Annotated in this window: 15 protein-coding genes; 9 read left to right on the top strand and 6 right to left on the bottom strand. The window is 58.0% G+C overall.

Features of this window, described 5'->3' with window-relative positions; translation table 11 throughout:
* Positions 1-4: 4 nt before the first annotated feature.
* Complete coding sequence (locus tag DEO45_RS00160; protein ID WP_262982177.1) at positions 5-1,573, bottom strand: recombinase family protein; 1,569 nt, start codon at positions 1,571-1,573, stop codon at positions 5-7.
* 96 nt (positions 1,574-1,669) lie between these two features.
* Complete coding sequence (locus DEO45_RS16810) at positions 1,670-1,981, bottom strand: helix-turn-helix domain-containing protein (protein ID WP_223250729.1); 312 nt, start codon at positions 1,979-1,981, stop codon at positions 1,670-1,672.
* A gap of 1,163 nt (positions 1,982-3,144) precedes the next feature.
* Here DEO45_RS16810 and DEO45_RS00150 point away from each other — a divergent pair.
* From DEO45_RS00150 to DEO45_RS00130, 7 genes are all read left to right on the top strand, one after another.
* Entirely contained in the window at positions 3,145-3,675 is a 531-nt protein-coding gene (locus DEO45_RS00150) for a TnsA endonuclease N-terminal domain-containing protein (RefSeq protein WP_189339639.1), read from the top strand.
* Positions 3,665-4,048 (top strand): hypothetical protein, encoded by a 384-nt coding sequence (locus DEO45_RS16400; RefSeq protein WP_147269655.1) that lies wholly within the window; start codon positions 3,665-3,667, stop codon positions 4,046-4,048. The genes DEO45_RS00150 and DEO45_RS16400 overlap by 11 nt, the downstream gene beginning before the upstream one ends.
* Positions 4,038-5,879: a Mu transposase C-terminal domain-containing protein gene (locus tag DEO45_RS00145; RefSeq protein WP_189339638.1), complete on the top strand. Its 1,842-nt coding sequence runs from the start codon at positions 4,038-4,040 to the stop codon at positions 5,877-5,879. Before DEO45_RS16400 ends, DEO45_RS00145 begins: the two co-directional genes overlap by 11 nt.
* A 2-nt stretch (positions 5,880-5,881) precedes the next feature.
* Positions 5,882-6,853, top strand: a complete 972-nt coding sequence (locus DEO45_RS00140; protein WP_114340304.1) for a TniB family NTP-binding protein — start codon at positions 5,882-5,884, stop codon at positions 6,851-6,853.
* Positions 6,805-7,974 (top strand): TniQ family protein, encoded by a 1,170-nt coding sequence (locus DEO45_RS16805; RefSeq protein WP_114340303.1) that lies wholly within the window; start codon positions 6,805-6,807, stop codon positions 7,972-7,974. The genes DEO45_RS00140 and DEO45_RS16805 overlap by 49 nt, the downstream gene beginning before the upstream one ends.
* Positions 7,975-8,062: 88 nt before the next feature.
* Positions 8,063-8,374 carry a hypothetical protein gene (locus DEO45_RS16395; RefSeq protein WP_147269654.1) on the top strand — a complete coding sequence of 104 codons (312 nt, stop codon included), beginning with the start codon at positions 8,063-8,065 and terminating at the stop codon, positions 8,372-8,374.
* A 180-nt stretch (positions 8,375-8,554) separates the two neighbouring features.
* Complete coding sequence (locus tag DEO45_RS00130; RefSeq protein WP_114340451.1) at positions 8,555-9,475, top strand: hypothetical protein; 921 nt, start codon at positions 8,555-8,557, stop codon at positions 9,473-9,475.
* Positions 9,476-9,745: 270 nt separating this feature from the next.
* Here DEO45_RS00130 and DEO45_RS00125 read toward each other — a convergent pair whose 3' ends face one another.
* The 3 genes from DEO45_RS00125 to DEO45_RS00115 are packed head-to-tail and all read right to left on the bottom strand — an operon-like array spanning position 9,746 to position 13,518.
* Positions 9,746-10,867 (bottom strand): restriction endonuclease, encoded by a 1,122-nt coding sequence (locus DEO45_RS00125; protein WP_114340302.1) that lies wholly within the window; start codon positions 10,865-10,867, stop codon positions 9,746-9,748.
* Positions 10,864-12,351, bottom strand: coding sequence for a TRM11 family SAM-dependent methyltransferase (locus DEO45_RS00120; RefSeq protein ID WP_114340301.1), 1,488 nt, complete (start codon positions 12,349-12,351; stop codon positions 10,864-10,866). The genes DEO45_RS00125 and DEO45_RS00120 overlap by 4 nt, the downstream gene beginning before the upstream one ends.
* A 6-nt stretch (positions 12,352-12,357) precedes the next feature.
* A complete protein-coding gene (locus DEO45_RS00115; protein WP_223250721.1) occupies positions 12,358-13,518 on the bottom strand; it encodes a DNA methyltransferase in 1,161 nt (386 codons plus the stop codon).
* Between the two features lie 752 nt (positions 13,519-14,270).
* Here DEO45_RS00115 and DEO45_RS00110 point away from each other — a divergent pair.
* The gene (locus DEO45_RS00110) at positions 14,271-14,726 is read left to right on the top strand and encodes an SPFH domain-containing protein (protein WP_114340299.1); all 456 of its coding nucleotides are present in this window, start codon (positions 14,271-14,273) and stop codon (positions 14,724-14,726) included.
* Positions 14,727-14,876: 150 nt separating this feature from the next.
* The gene (gene rsmG / locus DEO45_RS00105; RefSeq protein ID WP_114340298.1) at positions 14,877-15,506 is read left to right on the top strand and encodes a 16S rRNA (guanine(527)-N(7))-methyltransferase RsmG; all 630 of its coding nucleotides are present in this window, start codon (positions 14,877-14,879) and stop codon (positions 15,504-15,506) included.
* Positions 15,507-15,515: 9 nt separating this feature from the next.
* On the opposite strand, the gene DEO45_RS00100 is transcribed toward rsmG, so the two are convergent.
* A complete protein-coding gene (locus tag DEO45_RS00100) occupies positions 15,516-16,871 on the bottom strand; it encodes a GH1 family beta-glucosidase (protein ID WP_114340297.1) in 1,356 nt (451 codons plus the stop codon).
* Positions 16,872-16,896 lie beyond the last annotated feature (25 nt).

The raw sequence follows: 16,896 nt of genomic DNA, 5'->3' as shown, positions 1-16,896 counted from the left end.
CACGTTAGGCAGCTTTGTTCAGGACGCAGCGCTCGGCCAGTACGTACAGCGGCTCGAGGGATTCAAAGCGATAAGCATCAAGCGTCACCTCGTTGTCTTGCTCAGCCAGGCGACACGGTCGTAACGGAAGATCGATTCGGGGAAAGAGGTAGTAGTCGAGCACTGTCCTTTGGTCTGCAGCCATCCGAACTACGACAGTGATGTCAGGGGCAAGGCTTGTATCAAAGTGAAGCCGCCACCGAAACGTGCCACTAATAAGCTGATGGCAACGAGCTATAACGATCGAAAGGGTGAACTCATCGTTGACGTTCAGAAGCCCGGTTCGAATATCGCTATTCGCTGTTGCATGGAAGTCACTTAGGCCACCGACGATCTCTGCGACGATGTTCGGCATCAAAGCCCTGAGCGCTTGGTTGATCTCCAGGTAGCGATAGTCGCGTGAAGGGCGAAAGCCGATCAACGAATAGGCACGCACGAGCCCGCCAAACCGGGATCGGTAGGTGCTACTGGATGGCATGGCCTCTTGCTCGTCTATTAACAATCCCGAAAGAGCACCTGCCTTCTCGTAGAGGTGGCGAAGCAGCTCAAGCATGGAAGCGTCGTCTAACCGTCGTGAGCGAGCTGCAATGACTTCCTGGGCTCGCCTAAACCATTCGATAGGAACAAGGGATTCAAATGCTCCATCGCGACGGACCCACATATCAGCTGTGTTTCGCACGTGTCGTTGTTTTAGCTTGAACGATGTGCGGTTGTAGACGTTGTTGCCAATGTATTTTTCGTTCGTTAGTACCTGATGAACGGTGCCTCGAGTCCATGCACGGTCAAGATCCGTCCGCAGGCCTTTGGCATTCAACGCATCGGCGATGTCTTGTTCGAGTTTTCCGGCTTCCAGGAACTCTTTGTAGATGTAATGGACCGTGGCGACTTCATCGTGCGGACCCGGAGTCAAAATCACACGATCCGTTTGAAGGCTCTTTTGCTCGCCGGGACGCAACGGCCCCTTCGGTGCTCGATGCTCATCGAGCAGCATCCGGCGCAGCCCAAATCCCGGCGACCCGCCCTGTCGGAAGCCGAGTTCGATGAGCCGGCATTGCCCTTGAAAAACCTTGTTCGAAAGCTCCCGGCTGTACTCGCCAGCCATCGCGCGCTTTACGCTCTTCATGATGGTCGCCATAGGGCTGCCATCATTTTCAAACGGCTCTGCGCAGTAGAACACCTGGATTCCAGAGCGACGGCACAGGTATTCGTAGAAAGCACTCTCATCGGCGTCTTGGAATCGACCCCAGCGACTGATGTCGTAGACGAGAATGGCCTCGAAATCAGGATGACCTGTCTGGACGTCCTTAATCAGCTGCTGCAGGGCGCTACGCCCTTCGAGACTTAGGCCGCTCTTCCCCTCGTCCGCATAGGTCTGGGCGATGACCATGCCATGCTGAGCGGCGTATTTACCTATGGTCTCGCGCTGGTTCTCAGTCGAGTAGCGCTGATGATCGGTCGACATGCGCACATACTGGGCGGCCCGAGTTGGCTGCCCACTCGTACCTCGACGCGATGTCTCTCCCCACCCGCCCATGATCGTGCCCGGGATCAATTCCCATGCCGTGGAGGCCTTTGATCTTTAGGCAAAATGTTGGATATTGTCAAGTAATTCCAACATTTGAAGACGTTGCTACCCCAAGGCGTCCGCCTGCTGGTGTCTATCGGTCGCGAAGGCGTCTAGGACCCCGAGCAGAGCAGTCTGCTGCAGCTCGGTAAGGTCTTGAAACCGTTTAAGTAAGCGGAGGTCACGCGCATTAAGAGAACCGGGAAGATCTGTAGAGACAAGTTCCCACGGGTGGCAGTTCAGAGCGTGGGATATCCGGAGGAGCCAATCAACCGTGAGGCGACGCTTGCCGGCCTCTAGAAGGCTGATTTGCTGATTGGAGGTGCCAGCGGCAGCGGCTAAGGCCTCCAGGGAAAGGCCCCGGGCTTCGCGGAGCACTCTGATCCGGTTGTCCACGTCTTGAGAACGCTCCGACTTTTGAAGGTGCCTAAAGGTACCAGAGAGGAAAGCACGCAAAAGATGGGTGTTTGCCTGGATGTAGGGCCTCCGTGAGCCCCCTGAGCTCAGTTCGAACAAAGCAGGTGCGGCAGCCTCAGCGGCGATCCGGCATGGCTGAAGCTGGGTAGGTCAGGCGCAAGCAACCAAAACGCGTCACGCAGATATGAACAATTTCAGCGTCTTGCGCACCGCATCCAGATTTTGACGTAATACATATATATCACTCCAAAAATCAATGACTTACGTTTGCGTTTTGGCCAAGTATGCGCGTAAGCTGCGTTAAGCGTGCTCTTCCCGCATCTTGGGGGTTTAAGTGGCGAAAGATCCTGTCTCCACGCGCCCGGAGCTATACCTGCCCAGCACGGCGCTTCTTAGCTCTACCGCAACGGCGAGAGCGATGGGCTTCGAGTCCACTAGCGCGCTCTCGCGCGCCCGACTCGAAGGGCGCCTCCCGATCGAAATGTTTCGAGTTCCGGGAAGACGTGGTTGGTTCGCCGCGACGAGTGACGTCAGAAGTTGGCTGGAATCCATTCTTCCGTCTTCGTCACAGGGTCGTTCGGAAGCGTTGTCCGCACGGGAGCCGACAGATGCATAACGCGTCGTACGACGGTTTCAGGTCGCGGAAGAGCCCACTCTCCCATGAGAACCACGCATCTCATGAGGCGGCAGATTGGGTGCAAGCCCAACTTGAGCAATGGGGACCGGTCATTCCCCTGCAAGACGTTCATACGGTGATCGCTCAAATGGGGCCGGCGATCCGGTTGGGTCTCCGGGCTGAGCCCTTTACGTGCCTGCGAGTCGCGGCGACACCCTACGTTTTAACGAGCGAAGTCTGCTGGCGATTGGTTAATGCGATTTGCCAGTCCAAGGCTCGTTGCAAGCCCGTCTTGGCCACAAGGGAGGTACCGCCACACGCATAAACGACTTCTTGGTGACGCCATTTGGCGAGCCCCATAAACGCGAACGCCCAGGTTTGGGGCCTGGGCGAACGCTGTAGCAGTCGATTTGGTGACCGACGCCCTCAGCGTATACCTCCTCGAAATGCCGTTCAAGGGGGTATGTTCGCGCCCTACCGGCTCGCCTCTAACTCGTTAGAGGTGACTATGAATGCCACACCCCTCGATCTTCAACATGCGCTGCGCGAGCGAGCTCGCTCCTTGGTTCACGCCTCGGCACTGGCCAGGCATTCCCACGCAGGCATCGAAATAAAGCACCTGGATTGGTGGTCCCGCTCTATACCGTTGTCGCATGGCCGTCACTCGACCGGATACACGCCAACGTGGCCGGGGCAGGCATTACTCCCCGTTGAAAGCCGGCTCGAGCGCCATGTGCTCAAAGCACTCAGTGGAGGCCCTGACTGCGCCGCGCTGGCGACGCAACCCGTAACGATCCACTACACCGCCGGCGGCGATAAGCGCAGTTACACGCCTGACATTCTTGTTGCGTACGCATGCAAGGCAACGCGCAAACTGGACTGCTTCTTCATTGAAGTAAAGACGAAACACCAGGCCGATCGGTATCGCTACAAGCTGAAGGAACGGCAGGCAGCGGTGGTGCTGTCAACGGCTCTCCCCTTGGTTGTCATTACAGAAAACGACCTTACCGAAACAGGGGAGAACGGCCATGTCAGCTAATGCCTTGTTCTTCGAAGGCCGAACCGTCGTTTGGAATGGTCATATGGGAGTGGTTGTTGAGAACCCCCGCACACGCTCCGACGTGCGGATTCGCTTGGCGGGCGAAAAGATCTCTCGAACAGTGGCAGCGTCCGACCTAACGCCCCTTGATGCACCGGACGGAACACCGATGGTGACGCGACCTACGGAGCTGATCGAAACAGAGAAAACATTGCTCGATATCCTCGCCGTATCCGATGACGCAAAGCGAAAAGATGTCGGCAAGCCGCGGCTGACTCTGGCCATCAACGTCGCAACGCGGTGCATCGTTGGATCTCATCTTTCGCTCGATGTGCCAACGAGCACCTCTGGGGAGAACAGCCATGTCAGCTAATGCCTTGTTCTTCGAAGGTCGAACCGTCGTTTGGAACGGTCATATAGGAGAGGTTGTTGAAAATCCCGACACCTTGTCCGAAGTTCTGGTTCGCCTCGTCGGTGAAAAGGTGATCCGCACGATGGCAGCGTCCGACCTAACGCCCCTTGACTCGCTGGATGAAACGAATCGCGACTTGCCGTTGGCTGCCGTCGAGGCCGACGAGTGGGACAAGGCAGCTAAGAGGGCAAGCGCTTGCCGTGAAATAGAGGCAGCTTGCGACAAGACTAGCGCGGTAGCAGATGCCGCCAAGATGCTTGGAGTGCAGCCAAGAACGGTTTGGCGAATTCAGAAGCGCTACAGAACCGACTCGAAGGTTTCCACCTTGGTCAGTCGAAAACCTGGCCCAAAAAAGGGAAGTCGCTTCCTCTCTTTGGAACGTGAGGCAATCGTGCACGACGTCTTAGAGGAGTCCTATCTGAAGCGCGAACGACCGAGCGCCGGTACGGCCACTAACGACGTGGAGCTGGAGTGCAAACGGCGCCAGTTGCGACCAGTGTGTGCGCAAACCATACGTAATCGCCTTCGAGCCATCGACCCGAAATATGTGATGCAAAAGCGTCAGGGTGGAAAGCGAGCGAGAGAAAAGTACAAGCCGGTGCCAGGAACGCTCATGGCGACGCGACCCATGGAGCTAATCGAAATAGATCACACGTTGGCTGACATCCTTCTCGTATCCGATGACGCAACGCGAAAAGTTGTCGGTAGGCCGTGGCTGACGCTGGCCGTCGACGTTGCAACACGGTGCGTCGTTGGATTTCATCTATCGTTCGATGCGCCGAGCAGCACCTCTCTGGCTATGTGCATTCTTTCCATCGTTCTACCTAAAGACCAATTGGCACGCTATCTCGATTTCGATCTGCTTGGTGTGGAATGGCCTTGTAGCGGAAAATTCGAAGTACTCCTGACGGACAATGGCCGCGACTTTCACGGTGCCGCGGTAATGCGTGGATGCCAAGAACACGGGATCGAGCTTCGATATCGACCCGTAGGTAGCCCTCACTGGGGCGGAGTCATTGAACGTCTCATCGGAACAATGATGGGACGCCTGCGCATGCTGCCGGGTGCAACACAGCGAGACGTCCGAGCGAAAGACGGCCAGGACGTCGAAAAACGCGCTTGTTTGACACTCTCGGAATTTCGGCAGTGGCTGGTCACAGAGATCGCCACGCACTACCACCAGGTGGTGCACCGAGGGATCAACATGCCACCGATTGAGGCGTGGCGAATGAAGAGCTCGACACAAATATCCCAGCCGCGCGAGCTCTCGGATCAGGAGTGTTTGCGTCTATTTGTTGATTTTCTACCCTACTGCGAGCGCCCCATTTCCCGCGTTGGCATCAACATGAACGCGATGCGCTATTGGTCTGACGAGCTGCGTGATTACGTCGCCAGAGGTCGAAAGCATGCCATCCGATACGATTCACGCGATATACGGCGCGTCTACTTTGTCGATCCTTTCGGAAAGGTCATCGTCGTCAATTGCGTTCGCCAAGACGTACCTCAAATGTCGGTTCAGGAGTGGCAAAAACTAGGTGCCGCTCAGCGGACAACGGGGGCCATCCAGCAGCGAATCGACGACAGGATCGCCGGTCACGATGCCAACAAAGCGCTCGTCGCCTCGAGCGAAAAGGCCTCGCGCCAAGCGCATCGGGATTCGAACAAGAAGGTTGAAAGAGACAAAAGCTTGCAAGCTCGGCCGCTCCCAGTCGCGGAGGCATCGCCGGGCAACGTGGCATCGACCTTCAATCCAAATAGAGTTCCCACGCCCTTCAAGATCCTGGAGTTCTGATCATGACCACACTAGACAATTCAAATGACTCATCTCCTTTGTCGTTGCCGCAAGATCAAGAGATGGGCGAAATGTATGACGACATCACGCCTAAAACCGTAGAGATACCAGAAGAACTGCGCTACAAATCTAAAGCCGAAAGAATCATGGCGGTCCAAACAGAGCGAGTCGTCCTGTATCCAAGACTTGGGGAAGCGGTAAACCGCGTGCTTTGGATGATCAAACAGAAGCCACGGTCCCGTGCGCCTGGGCTGATTGTTACCGGCCCCACTAATAGCGGAAAGACGACCTTAGGCAACTGGATTCTAAACGCGTACTCCCAGCTATCACCATCCTCCTTCATTGATAGCGTTCGTCCTTGTGCCGTCATGATTGAACTATCAGGGCTCACGACGCAGCGAGGCGTCTACGGTCGAATTCTCGAACAAATCCATGCGCCGGTAGATAGTCACGCAAGGCTGGCAGATCGCGAGCTTGTCGTCACCATGACCTTGCGAAACATCAACTGCAGGCTCCTTATCCTTGATGAGGCTCAAGACGTTCTGAAGACGTCAGAGCGCGACCAGCAGCGTGTACTGGACGCCCTCAAATATCTGATGAACTCGCTGAAACTGCCGGTTCTCGCTCTAGGTGTCGAACAGGCTGGAAAAGCATTCGACAGCGATCAACACCTGCGCGCACGATTCAGTGAAATTAAGCTTCCGTCTTGGAAGGACGATGACGACTTGATCGATCTGCTCGCTAGCCTGGAGCCGAATCTTTTGCTGCAGCGGAGCGTCAATCTGCGCACCAGGGAAATGGTCAAGAAGCTTCTCGAACTTTCCGAAGGGAGGCTCGGCTACATCGTCGACATACTTCGGAACGCCGCCATTGAAGGAATCAGCTCCGGAATGGAAACCATTACCCCAGAAATGCTTCGCCGGCCGTGGGATGTTCCTTCCCACGAAATACTGGATTGCCCAACCCTTCACTGAGCCGTACGGTGGATAGGCAAATTTGGCGAAAACGCAAAGGGGGCGGTCCATTCATCTATTGTGACCGCCCCCAGGACGGTGAATCGCTGTCGTCCTGGCTGGATCGAAATGTGCAACGCTATGGGCTGACAAGACAGGCCGCGGTGAGATCTACCGGAGCCCGATTTGAACGGGCATGGGACTTTGATGCTTTCGATTGTTGGGAGGCACGCCGTCCATTTTTCGATGCGACGGGTTTGCAGTGGTCAGACCTAGCACCGTTTGCCAGCCCGGTGCCGGAAAGAGAATGGCTGCTCCATCATTCCTGCAGAAGACACTATTGTCCGCGTTGCTTTGAGGACGATTTGCGGCAACACAAGACACCATATTTTCGACTCGGTTGGGCCCATGTTCTGATAACGCATTGTGCGATTCACGGGACGCCGTTGTTCGAATGGCTGCATACGCACAGTGATGGAAGCCGCATACTTCCGCCAGCCTGGATAAACGATCCGAGCTCGAAACACGTCGATGCGTCGGGCCGACTCCCCATGGATCTACTCGCGGTTGATACGCTCATCGATGGTCTGCGCCGACACCCTCAATCCAAGGAAGTATTGGATACGCTAAAGATCTTCGAGCGCGCGTGTCTAGATTACGAGCCGTATCGAGCCTCTGCTGGTCGATCTAGCAGCGGTGCGGAGGACATGGGCTCCGTCTGTCGTGCACTAGTCTTGGTGCTTCGGCGCGTGGGCGGGCCGAAAGAGTTTCATTGGATCGCTCGCGATCTTTGCCCCGACTTTTTCGACCGCAAATATTTATCGTTCAATCACAATGCTTTGCCGAGAGCGACGAGGCAGTTGGCGTGGCGATTTGGAGTACGATGCCTCAGTGATATGCCGACGAGGCGAGCGGCTCTCTGGGTCGTCGCTCACACGTTCTCCAGGCTGTCACCGAAAACCAAGCTACGGAATGGCGGGTATGCCCCGCCTGGCCATTGTCCAGGCTGGCTGGAGGCCATGTCGACAGTCATTGGTTCGCGGGAGCAGGTCAAGGCGGCCCTACAGAATCAGCCGTCCCGTCACTTGCTTGAGCCCCGCCACTATTCATCGGCGGATGGCCCGCCTCCACACTTTTGGTGAGTTACATCTAATGAGCGCGTTCCCATTCGGCCATCGCGCCGTGGGACAAAGATGAGGGACTCCGGTGAAACGGCGAAGTGAGGACTCTATGAAAAACTCCAAATCAGACGAAGCACTCATTCCCAATGAGCCGATAGCCTCAGCATCAGGGTATACGCTCGATCGCGTTTACGCGGCTTTGCGTGGTGAGTTCGACGCAGACCTGCTGGAACTCGACGAGCAAGTGGTATTCACGGATCTTCTCGCTGAGTATCTAATGGGACCCAACGCCGAAGGTGAAGCCTTCGCCGCTAAGATGTGCTCCGAAGGTGGGTATGTTGGATTCGATGACCAGGGACGACTTGTTCGAACGATGCCAGGTGGCCATGTAGAAGTCATAGAAGATCAGCATCACGACTAAATACTCAAGACGCCGTGCATCGCTTTGGACTGTCGGTCACGCGTTTTCTAAGTCATACCCGAAGGCGAATACGTACCGGTAAGTATTTAAGCGCAGGGTATTTGCCTGGATGGCTACAAGCTATGAGTTTCGTCCGAGGGCGCCACCGAGGGTTCACTTAACTTGGGCAAGGGGAGCCAAGTGAAGTCATTACCGGCAACGACGAAGGCCTATTTCATCAAGTTGGGCGAAGGCGGGGCCTGGGAGTCAGTGTGCCTCGCAGAGGGCACGATCAAGTTTGGTTATCACGCGACGCCACAGGACCTGTGCTTGCAGGGTGAGTGGGAGAAGGTCAAGGCGTTCTGGACTGAACGGCGCGGCAAAGAGAGCACGGCCAGCAATGACATGCGCCAAATTCGTACGTTTTTTGAGGCGAATGAGGACGACATTTTCATCACGTTCGCTAAGGGCTACATGTGGTGGTGCCGGCCCACTGGCACGCCGGTCGTGATGCACGATGATGACGGAGCACGCGTGCGCCAGACGATTGATGGTTGGAAGAACACCAGCATCGGAGGTGAACCCCTGCAGGTGAGCCGATTGTCTGGCAAGCTCACGAAGACGCAGATGTATCAGGGGACTATTTGCGACGTTGAGGAGCGCGCATATCTGTTGCGCCGGATCAACGATGAGAAGACTCCGGAACTGGCTGAGGCTGAAGGCGCGGAGCAAGTCTTGCTCAAACAGATCCTGGCAATGGTCCGGTTGCTTACGCCAAGAGACTTCGAGCTGATGGTGGAGCTGATCTTCTCCCGCAGCGGCTGGCAGCGGCAGTCGCGCACGGGCGGCTCGCAGAAAACCCTTGATTTGGATCTACTCCTGCCCACCACCCATGAGCGGGCCTTCGTACAGGTCAAATCGCGGACGAACACTGCGCAGTTTGCAGATTACGCAGCCGAGTTTGCGGCGACGGATGCCCATGCTCGAATGTTCTACGTCTGGCACACCGGCACGATCAACCGGGATCCGCCGGCCAACATTACGCTCTGGGGGCCGGATGTCATCGGCAGCAAGGTGCTAGATGCCGGCTTGCTGGGATGGTTGAAAGATCGCGTGTCGTGACACGGAGCGCTTCATGAAACTCGATGACACGTCCGTCGAACTCGCCGTCTAGGAGCGTGAGATCGACCTCCTGATCCTCGAAGAACTACACGCCACGCCGGCATTGCCGTTTGGTCGGCGTGAGCAACTCAGATTAAAGTAAGCCACGTTCGACGGTGAGTGGCGCAGCGTGAGCAACGCCGATGGTGAAATCGATTTGTAGCTGCGCAACGAACATTACTTGCAGCAATGGAAAATGGAGGGTGATATGCCCGACATACGCTGTCTTCGCTAAACGGTGGGGATGCGTGGCGCGCCCCGGCGGGATGCTATCCGCTGCAGGTGAACACCGGTAAGGCCTTCGAAGTCGCTGTTGTTGACGAACCCGTAGCTCTTGCCCTGGTGTCCTATGAGGTTGATGGTGTATTCGCGCAGTCGCTCAAACTGCCTGGTCCCTTCTCGGAAAATTCGAAGCTCATACGTTGCCTCCCCGGTGCGGGTAATCGCGGCGATGTCCCCCGCGGCCGCAATGCCCCGATAGCGGAGCGGCCCCGTGCCGAGCCGAAAATCCAGATTGTTCTCGGCTTCGAATGTCACCCGACAATTCGGATCCTCCACGCCGATATCCATGTACTTCATGGTGACAAGACAGGAGTAAGTAGCCTTGTGGCCGCGCTCGTTGCGGATTGTCAGCGGAGGAAAAAAGTCGAAGCAGTCCTTGCTCAGCCAGAAATACTGGGAGCCTTTTCCGGCATTTGTACCGGGTGCTGCATTGATTCGAGCGGTATCGGCATGACTGAGCCGCAATAGCATCGTTACCTCAGCCGAGTCATCAAGCACGAGTTCTGCGGCCTGCTCGTCGTAGAGCAACCGCCAAGCGGGTGCCGCGAGGTCCCCCAGACTCGGGCGATGATAGTCCCAATTCTGTCGGAGCAGCGCCGTTACCATCCCGTCCCAGGAAAACTGCATGCTCGCAGTTGTCTCCCGATCCAGGAGAACGGACAGCTCTACATTCTGGGACATACCTGGACCGGTGAAGTTACCGGATGTGACGACAAGGGAATTTCCCTCATCCGTCAGAGCTCCGTAGCACTTAGCGTGTAGCAACCGTTTGCGGTTGATGATATGGACATCTGCACCGCATCCAAGCATTTCGTGAACGACCTGCTTGCTGGTTAGACGCGACCTGGTGCTGCCGGAGAAGACTGCGGTAATGCGCCCGCCTCGCCGAGTGTGCTCCTTGAATGTCTCGTAAAACCGCACTCCGCCGTTGTAGTTGCCAAAGCCCGAGACCACAAACAACGTGCCGTCCCCAGGACGGTGGTTCCGGACCCAGACATCCTCGAGGATGTTGACCAACCCTTTGTTTTGCCCGGTGGCATAGACATTCGGATGGAGCGCGAGCTGGTTCATTTTGCCCTCACTATGACCATCGCCTCTCCGGTGACCGCATTTCCGGTGTGATAACCGTAGCGATGATAGATCTGAAGCGGAACGGATTCCTCATGCACCCACCCATTCGCGGCCGCTAGCTCCGCTAAGTGCTGAGGCGTGTCGATATCGAACCGTTTCCCGCTGAGTACCGTGTGATTGGTCCCGACGATCAGCGCAAAGGGAGCCCCGCTTTTCATGTTGGGACGGAGGGTTTGGAACACAGAAGCCATCCCGGCAAAGTAGCGATAGAGGAGTAATGGGACCGCTCGTCGGCGGAATCCGTCCGCATCCGTCAGCGCCTCCTGTAATTCGACGCAGTACTGGGCCTGTGCGGCCGGCAGTTCTGCACCGTTGTTCTTTAGGGCAGTCAGTGCCTGTTTTTTATCCCGGACTTCGCGGCTACCGACTAGGCGTGACTCGAGTGGGGCAATCTCCGAGGGCTGAGCTAGACCCAGCCAGACCAAGCTAAGGCGCTGGGTATCAATATAAGGGAGCGCCGTAGCATATGGAGGACTGGTCAAGGCGCAATCGAATTTCTGACCATTTAGAAATGTAGCGGAGTCTAGCTGGCGACTATCGTGCAGCCATGCCTTACCGGCACCCCGAAGGCGGGGGAGGACCTTTTTGGTCTCCTCCAACTTACCGATGAAGGCAAGTGCTGTCTCTTCAAATGCATCAATGAAGGACACGTTCGGCAGCGGGCTCTTCCGCCGACGAATGCGTAGGTCGACCGGGTCCTGATGGGAGTAATCCCGAAGGAGGTTACTCGCGACGGCCAGGAAGGCTGGAGCACATCCTGGATCAGCGCGCTCTATGGCAGAACGTAGTCGCTCGATGACCCGCAGGATAGCGTCGTCGAACCAAGCGGCAAGATAGGTCGCACGAGCCTCACCCGCCTCGTCGGTCGGCTTAGATACCCGTGCCACTTTGAAGTTTTCGAGGACATTCGAAAGTTCCTTTTCGAGGCGTCCTTTCGGCAGCCGCAAAGCCTCGATCTTTGCATTAGCAATGAAGACCGCTAATGGATTGATGTCGGTCCCTATGGCAGTCATCCCGAGATGCGCACATTCCAGCAACGACGTCCCCGATCCGCAAAACGGATCAATGACATGCGCACCCACAGGGATGTCCAAGATATTGAGAATGGCCCGGGCGATCTGAGGGTTGAACTTACCCTTGTACTCATGAAGTCCATGCGCGGAGTACCGCGTCGCTTGGCGACGTGGTTCGGCTCCGTTTATGCGCTCAAGCTTGCCCTGAAGAGTGCGTACTGTTGTCTCGCCGCTCTTGATCGCCGAGTAATATACCAGTCTGTCGGCGATGGCAGAATCCACCTTTCCAGCTAGACGGATGCCCTTGTCGGTCTCCGTGAAGCGCGCGTTTGGAAAGAGCACCCGCGCCTCTCGGTTGGCTAATTCCAGCTCATAGGGGTAATAGTTGTAGCCGTGGCGAACGAGTTCCATTACTGCTTAGCGACCTTGCATTTTTTGTAAGACCAAAACCGTTTCTGTCTTGATGTTGGCATGAGCGAGATTGAAAGATTTCCGGGAAGCCGAAATGACCCGCTCGATTTGGGCAACACAATGGAAGTTCATGGACTCAGCAATGCTGCGGATGATGGCAGCGTTGTCGACTACCACGCCGTGGATTTTCGAGCGGCCGATAACGAAGCATGCGTAGCCATCGGCGACCATAACGCTGTCAATGAGTTTGAGGGTGCCCCTCATCTGCTCCCAGAAGTTCTCTTCCGTGTGGTGGTTTGTTTTGAAGAAATGCGCCCTAGCCCCGATTTCTTGTTTCTTGACTTCGATGGGGTCATACCCCAGCCACCACATCCGGTACTTGTGGTAGAGCCAGTATTCGTAGGCATTTGGATATGGCGGTGAGGTCACCACGAGTCCAACCTTTCCGGGTAGGTCTGTAGGCTGGACTTCAAGTGTGTTTTTGTTGAGCACGTGTGCGCTCGTCTGCGTCCATGAGCGTGAGGCCATGGCGATTTGCAGCTTATTGGCAGCGGCTGTGAATGCGTCAAATACCCCATCCCAGGTAACGGCCTTGTCCACTGCCGCATACCTCGTATCGCTGTCTTGGTTGGAAACCCGGACGATAATCGAGGAAAGGCAAAGGTTGAGGGCGTCCTTGATGCCGTCGTCTTCTAAGTCGCGAATTTCTTCCAGGATTGCCGCAACTGCCGTCTGCACCTCGACCTTGAACCAGTGATCCAGGTTCGGAATGGCTCGACGGTCGGGTGTCTTGTTGGCCCTAGCCCTGCTAACGATAGCTGCCGCCATTTCTTGGAGTTTGTCGGGTTCGGCGCCCGTCTTCACTCGTGAAATCAGGCACGCAATGGGATTGAGGTCGATGCCTACGCATGGCAGTCCCCGCCTTTGCGCCTCCACGAGCGTTGTTCCGCTCCCGACGAACGGATCAAGCACAGAAGTTCCTTCTGGCACCGGAAGAATATCGAGCAAAGCCCTCGGGATGTCTCCGATAAACTTGGCTGGATAAGGGTGGATGCTCTCGATCAGGGGGGCCTTTGCACGCTCTGCAAAGCTCCAATCGGTCGCGAGCAGCTGCTCAAGGACATTTTTGGCATCGGAGGGAAAAGAGTCACGCTCGCGCGTGGTCACGCGGACAGCCTTCTCCGTCATCGGCCAGCCCCGTCAGTGTATGTGATCCTAGCTGACAAGGCCTCAGTTTCTTCCACCATTATCTAATCCGGCCTGTTCGCGCAAAGTTGAATGAGGGACGTCGGGAAGTATGCCATGCGGTTCCGCACGAACGTCCTCACCTACCCTCTCATTGGCGTTTGACAGCCAAGGAGGCCATCGTCTTCCGGGAGAGTGGGCCAGCGGATCATCCGCGCACGAATTCTCATTTCCCGCGACCGGGGGGATAGAAAGTCAGACGATCCATATTGCCGATTTCTTCGCCGATCATCGGCGGGTCTACTGCTTGTTGATTTCAGCGGCACCGAACCACGAGGCAGCACCCCAGGCTCATGCCATTGTTCAGCGATACCGATTCCCCTGGCCCTTCCAAATTGCAGTCATAACAGGCGCGGCCGATATCCATTGGCAGGATTCATGCTTCGTCTGCCTTGTAGTCCAGCTATGGAGCTGCTAGGGAAGCGGCAACTTGGCGTCGACTGACACTATCTAACGATGCTGACGTGAATTGGCTGCGACTGACATCAATGGGTGCCGCCGACAGCCGACAAACGGCATTTGCGGACGATGTCTCAATTTAGGCCGCCTCTGCCTGTTGTTAAAAATTTCTCCCTGTCGTTAAATCAGGGTTAATCTACGTCCACTCAGCCGACTGTATCCTCAAGTTGTCGTAATAGCGAAGAAACACCAACCAAGTAGCTGATTTGCATACCATGACCTTGCTGATGACCCTGCTGCTCCTGTGCGTCGTGCTGATCCTCGGCGCGGTCAGGCGCGTGCCGGCCGGGCAGGTCTACAGCCTGTACCGTCGCGGCAAGCTGATGCGCGTGCTGCAGCCGGGTACGCATTTGGTATTGCCGCTGCTGGATCGGGTCGCGCACAAGATCGACCTGGCCGGGCAAACCTTGCGTTTCGAGGAGCCGCTGGCCGATGCGCACGACGTGCGCGGCACCGTGTACTGGCAGGTGCTGGAGCCGGAGCGCGCCGATGCGGTGTTCGAGCAGGTCGACCAGCTGATCCGCCGCGGCGCGCAGGAAGCGCTGCGCAGCGAGCCGGCGGCGGTTCGCAGCGACCGTCGCGACCTGGGCGCGCGGGTGAAGCAGTCGTTGAACAGTGCGCTGCGCGAGCGCGGCATGATGGTGACCCGGGTCGACCTCGAGGTCGCCTGAGCACGACACGCGCCAGGGCGCCCGAGAGCGCCCGCGCCACAGGGGATCTGCAAGCTTTCGACCCGCCGTCCGGCGGGTTTTCTTTGGCCGGGGCTGGCAAGCCCGGCATGCGCCGCGGATACTTTGCGCCCCATCTCCCCGAGTGAGCCCATGACCACCCGCGCCGCCTTGCAGGCACGACTCGAACAAGGCATCGCCGAGCTGGGCCTGCAGCTGCCGGCCGACGCGGTGCCGCGGCTGCTCGATTACCAGGCCCTGCTGGAGCGCTGGAACGCGACCTACAACCTCACCGCGGTACGCGACCCGGCGGAGATGGTCACCCGCCACCTGCTCGATTCGCTGGCGATCCTGCCGTATGCGCAGGGCCGGACCCTGGCCGATCTCGGTACCGGTCCCGGCCTGCCCGGCATCGTGCTGGCGATCGCTGCGCCGGGGCGGGAAGTCCTGCTGGTCGATTCCAACGGCAAGAAGGTGCGCTTCCTGCGCGAGGCGATCCGCGCGCTGAAGCTGGACGGCGTGCGCGCGCTGCAGTCGCGGGTGGAAGACGTGGAAGGTCAGTACGACTGCATCACCGCGCGCGCGTTCGCCAGCCTTGCCGACATGCTCGGCTGGGGCGGCCACCTGCTGGCGCCGGACGGGATCTGGCTGGCGATGAAGGGCAAGCGGCCGGACGAGGAATTGCCCGGCATCCCGGCGGGCTTCGTGGTGCGCAGCACGCATGAGCTGATCGTGCCGGGGCTGCCGGCCGAGCGCCACCTGCTGGTGCTCGGCCGAGCCTGACCCGCGGTTTTACTCGTCGAGCACGCTGCCGTTGCTTGCGATCACCTGCGCATACAGCTTCGCGGTGGCCTTCGGCGTGCGCTGCTGGGTGGCGAAATCGACGTGGTACAGGCCGAAGCGCTTGGAAAAGCCCAGTGACCACTCCAGGTTGTCCAGCAGCGACCACGCGTAATAACCCTTCAGGTTCACCCCGGCCGCGATCGCCTTGTGCAGCGCCCCGAGATGCTTGCGCAGGTAGCTCGTGCGCAGCGGATCGTCGAGTACGCCGTTCTCGACCACCGGCGGGTCGTAGAACGCAGAACCATTCTCGGTGATGTAGAGCGGGATGTCGCCGTAGCGCTGCTTGAACCAGGTCAGCGTGTCGGTGAGGCCCTGCTCGAACACTTCCCAGCCGGTCTCGGTATAGGTCCTGTTCGGCTGACGCACCGGCGTGGCCTGCAGCGGGTACTGGTTCGGGTCGTGCTTCACCACGGCGCGGGTGTAGTAGTTGATGCCGACGAAGTCGACCTTCTGTTTCGTCAGCTTGAAATCATCGGCAGGAAAGTCCGGCCATGCGTCGCCGAAGATCTCCTTCAGCTCGGGCGGATAGCTGCCCAGCAGCGCTGGGTCGGCGAACTGCTGGTTCATGTAGGCGTGCGCGCGGCGGGTGGCGGCCACGTCCTCGGCGCGATCCGAGTGCGGGTACTTCGGCTCGATGTTGAACACCACGCCGATCTCGTGCCTGCCGTGCGCACGGTAGGCCTGGATGCCGGCGCCGCTGGCGCGCATCAGGTTGTGCGCGGCGAGCGGCGCCTCGTATTTGCTGCGGTGGCCCGGCGCCAGCGCGCCGTGCAGGTAGCCGCCGTCGGTGACCACCCAGGGTTCGTTGAGCGTGGACCAGCGCGGCACGCGGTCGTCGAGCGCCTTGAACATCACCTCGGCGTACTCGGCGAACCAGTGCGCGATGTCGCGGTTGAGCCAGCCGCCGCGGTCGTCCAGCGCCGCCGGCAGGTCCCAGTGGAACAGCGTGGCGTTCGGCGCGATGCCGTGCTCCAGCAATTCGTCGACCAGCCGCGAGTAGAAATCCAGTCCCTTCGGATTGACCCGGCCGGTGCCCTCGGGCAGCACGCGCGCCCAGTTGATGCTGAAGCGGTAGCCGTGCAGGCCCAGCGCCTTCATCAGCTGCACGTCTTCACGATAGCGGCGGTAGTGGTCGCAGGCGACGTCGCCGGTGTCGCCGTTCGCCATCATCCCCGGCGTGTGCGCGAAGCGCTGCCAGATGCTGGGGCCGGCGCCGTCGGCCAGCGGCGAGCCTTCGATCTGGTAGGCCGAAGTGGCGGCACCCCAGTGGAAACCGTCGGGGAAGCGGAAACTGGGGCGGGACATGGGCGATCCTTCGGGCAAGGCTTGA

Source organism: Rhodanobacter denitrificans, assembly GCF_003335105.1.
Lineage (GTDB): Bacteria > Pseudomonadota > Gammaproteobacteria > Xanthomonadales > Rhodanobacteraceae > Rhodanobacter > Rhodanobacter denitrificans_A.
This window is presented reverse-complemented; position numbering and strand designations above follow the sequence as displayed.

What these genes read in the sequence shown, in the direction of transcription:
- DEO45_RS00160 (WP_262982177.1), bottom strand. Translation starts at nt 1,573, where the DNA reads ATGGGCGGGTGGGGAGAGACATCGCGTCGAGGTACGAGTGGGCAGCCA.
- DEO45_RS00150 (WP_189339639.1), top strand. Translation starts at nt 3,145, where the DNA reads ATGAATGCCACACCCCTCGATCTTCAACATGCGCTGCGCGAGCGAGCT.
- DEO45_RS16400 (WP_147269655.1), top strand. Translation starts at nt 3,665, where the DNA reads ATGTCAGCTAATGCCTTGTTCTTCGAAGGCCGAACCGTCGTTTGGAAT.
- DEO45_RS00145 (WP_189339638.1), top strand. Translation starts at nt 4,038, where the DNA reads ATGTCAGCTAATGCCTTGTTCTTCGAAGGTCGAACCGTCGTTTGGAAC.
- DEO45_RS00140 (WP_114340304.1), top strand. Translation starts at nt 5,882, where the DNA reads ATGACCACACTAGACAATTCAAATGACTCATCTCCTTTGTCGTTGCCG.
- DEO45_RS16395 (WP_147269654.1), top strand. Translation starts at nt 8,063, where the DNA reads ATGAAAAACTCCAAATCAGACGAAGCACTCATTCCCAATGAGCCGATA.
- DEO45_RS00125 (WP_114340302.1), bottom strand. Translation starts at nt 10,867, where the DNA reads ATGAACCAGCTCGCGCTCCATCCGAATGTCTATGCCACCGGGCAAAAC.
- DEO45_RS00120 (WP_114340301.1), bottom strand. Translation starts at nt 12,351, where the DNA reads ATGGAACTCGTTCGCCACGGCTACAACTATTACCCCTATGAGCTGGAA.
- DEO45_RS00110 (WP_114340299.1), top strand. Translation starts at nt 14,271, where the DNA reads ATGACCTTGCTGATGACCCTGCTGCTCCTGTGCGTCGTGCTGATCCTC.
- rsmG (WP_114340298.1), top strand. Translation starts at nt 14,877, where the DNA reads ATGACCACCCGCGCCGCCTTGCAGGCACGACTCGAACAAGGCATCGCC.
- DEO45_RS00100 (WP_114340297.1), bottom strand. Translation starts at nt 16,871, where the DNA reads ATGTCCCGCCCCAGTTTCCGCTTCCCCGACGGTTTCCACTGGGGTGCC.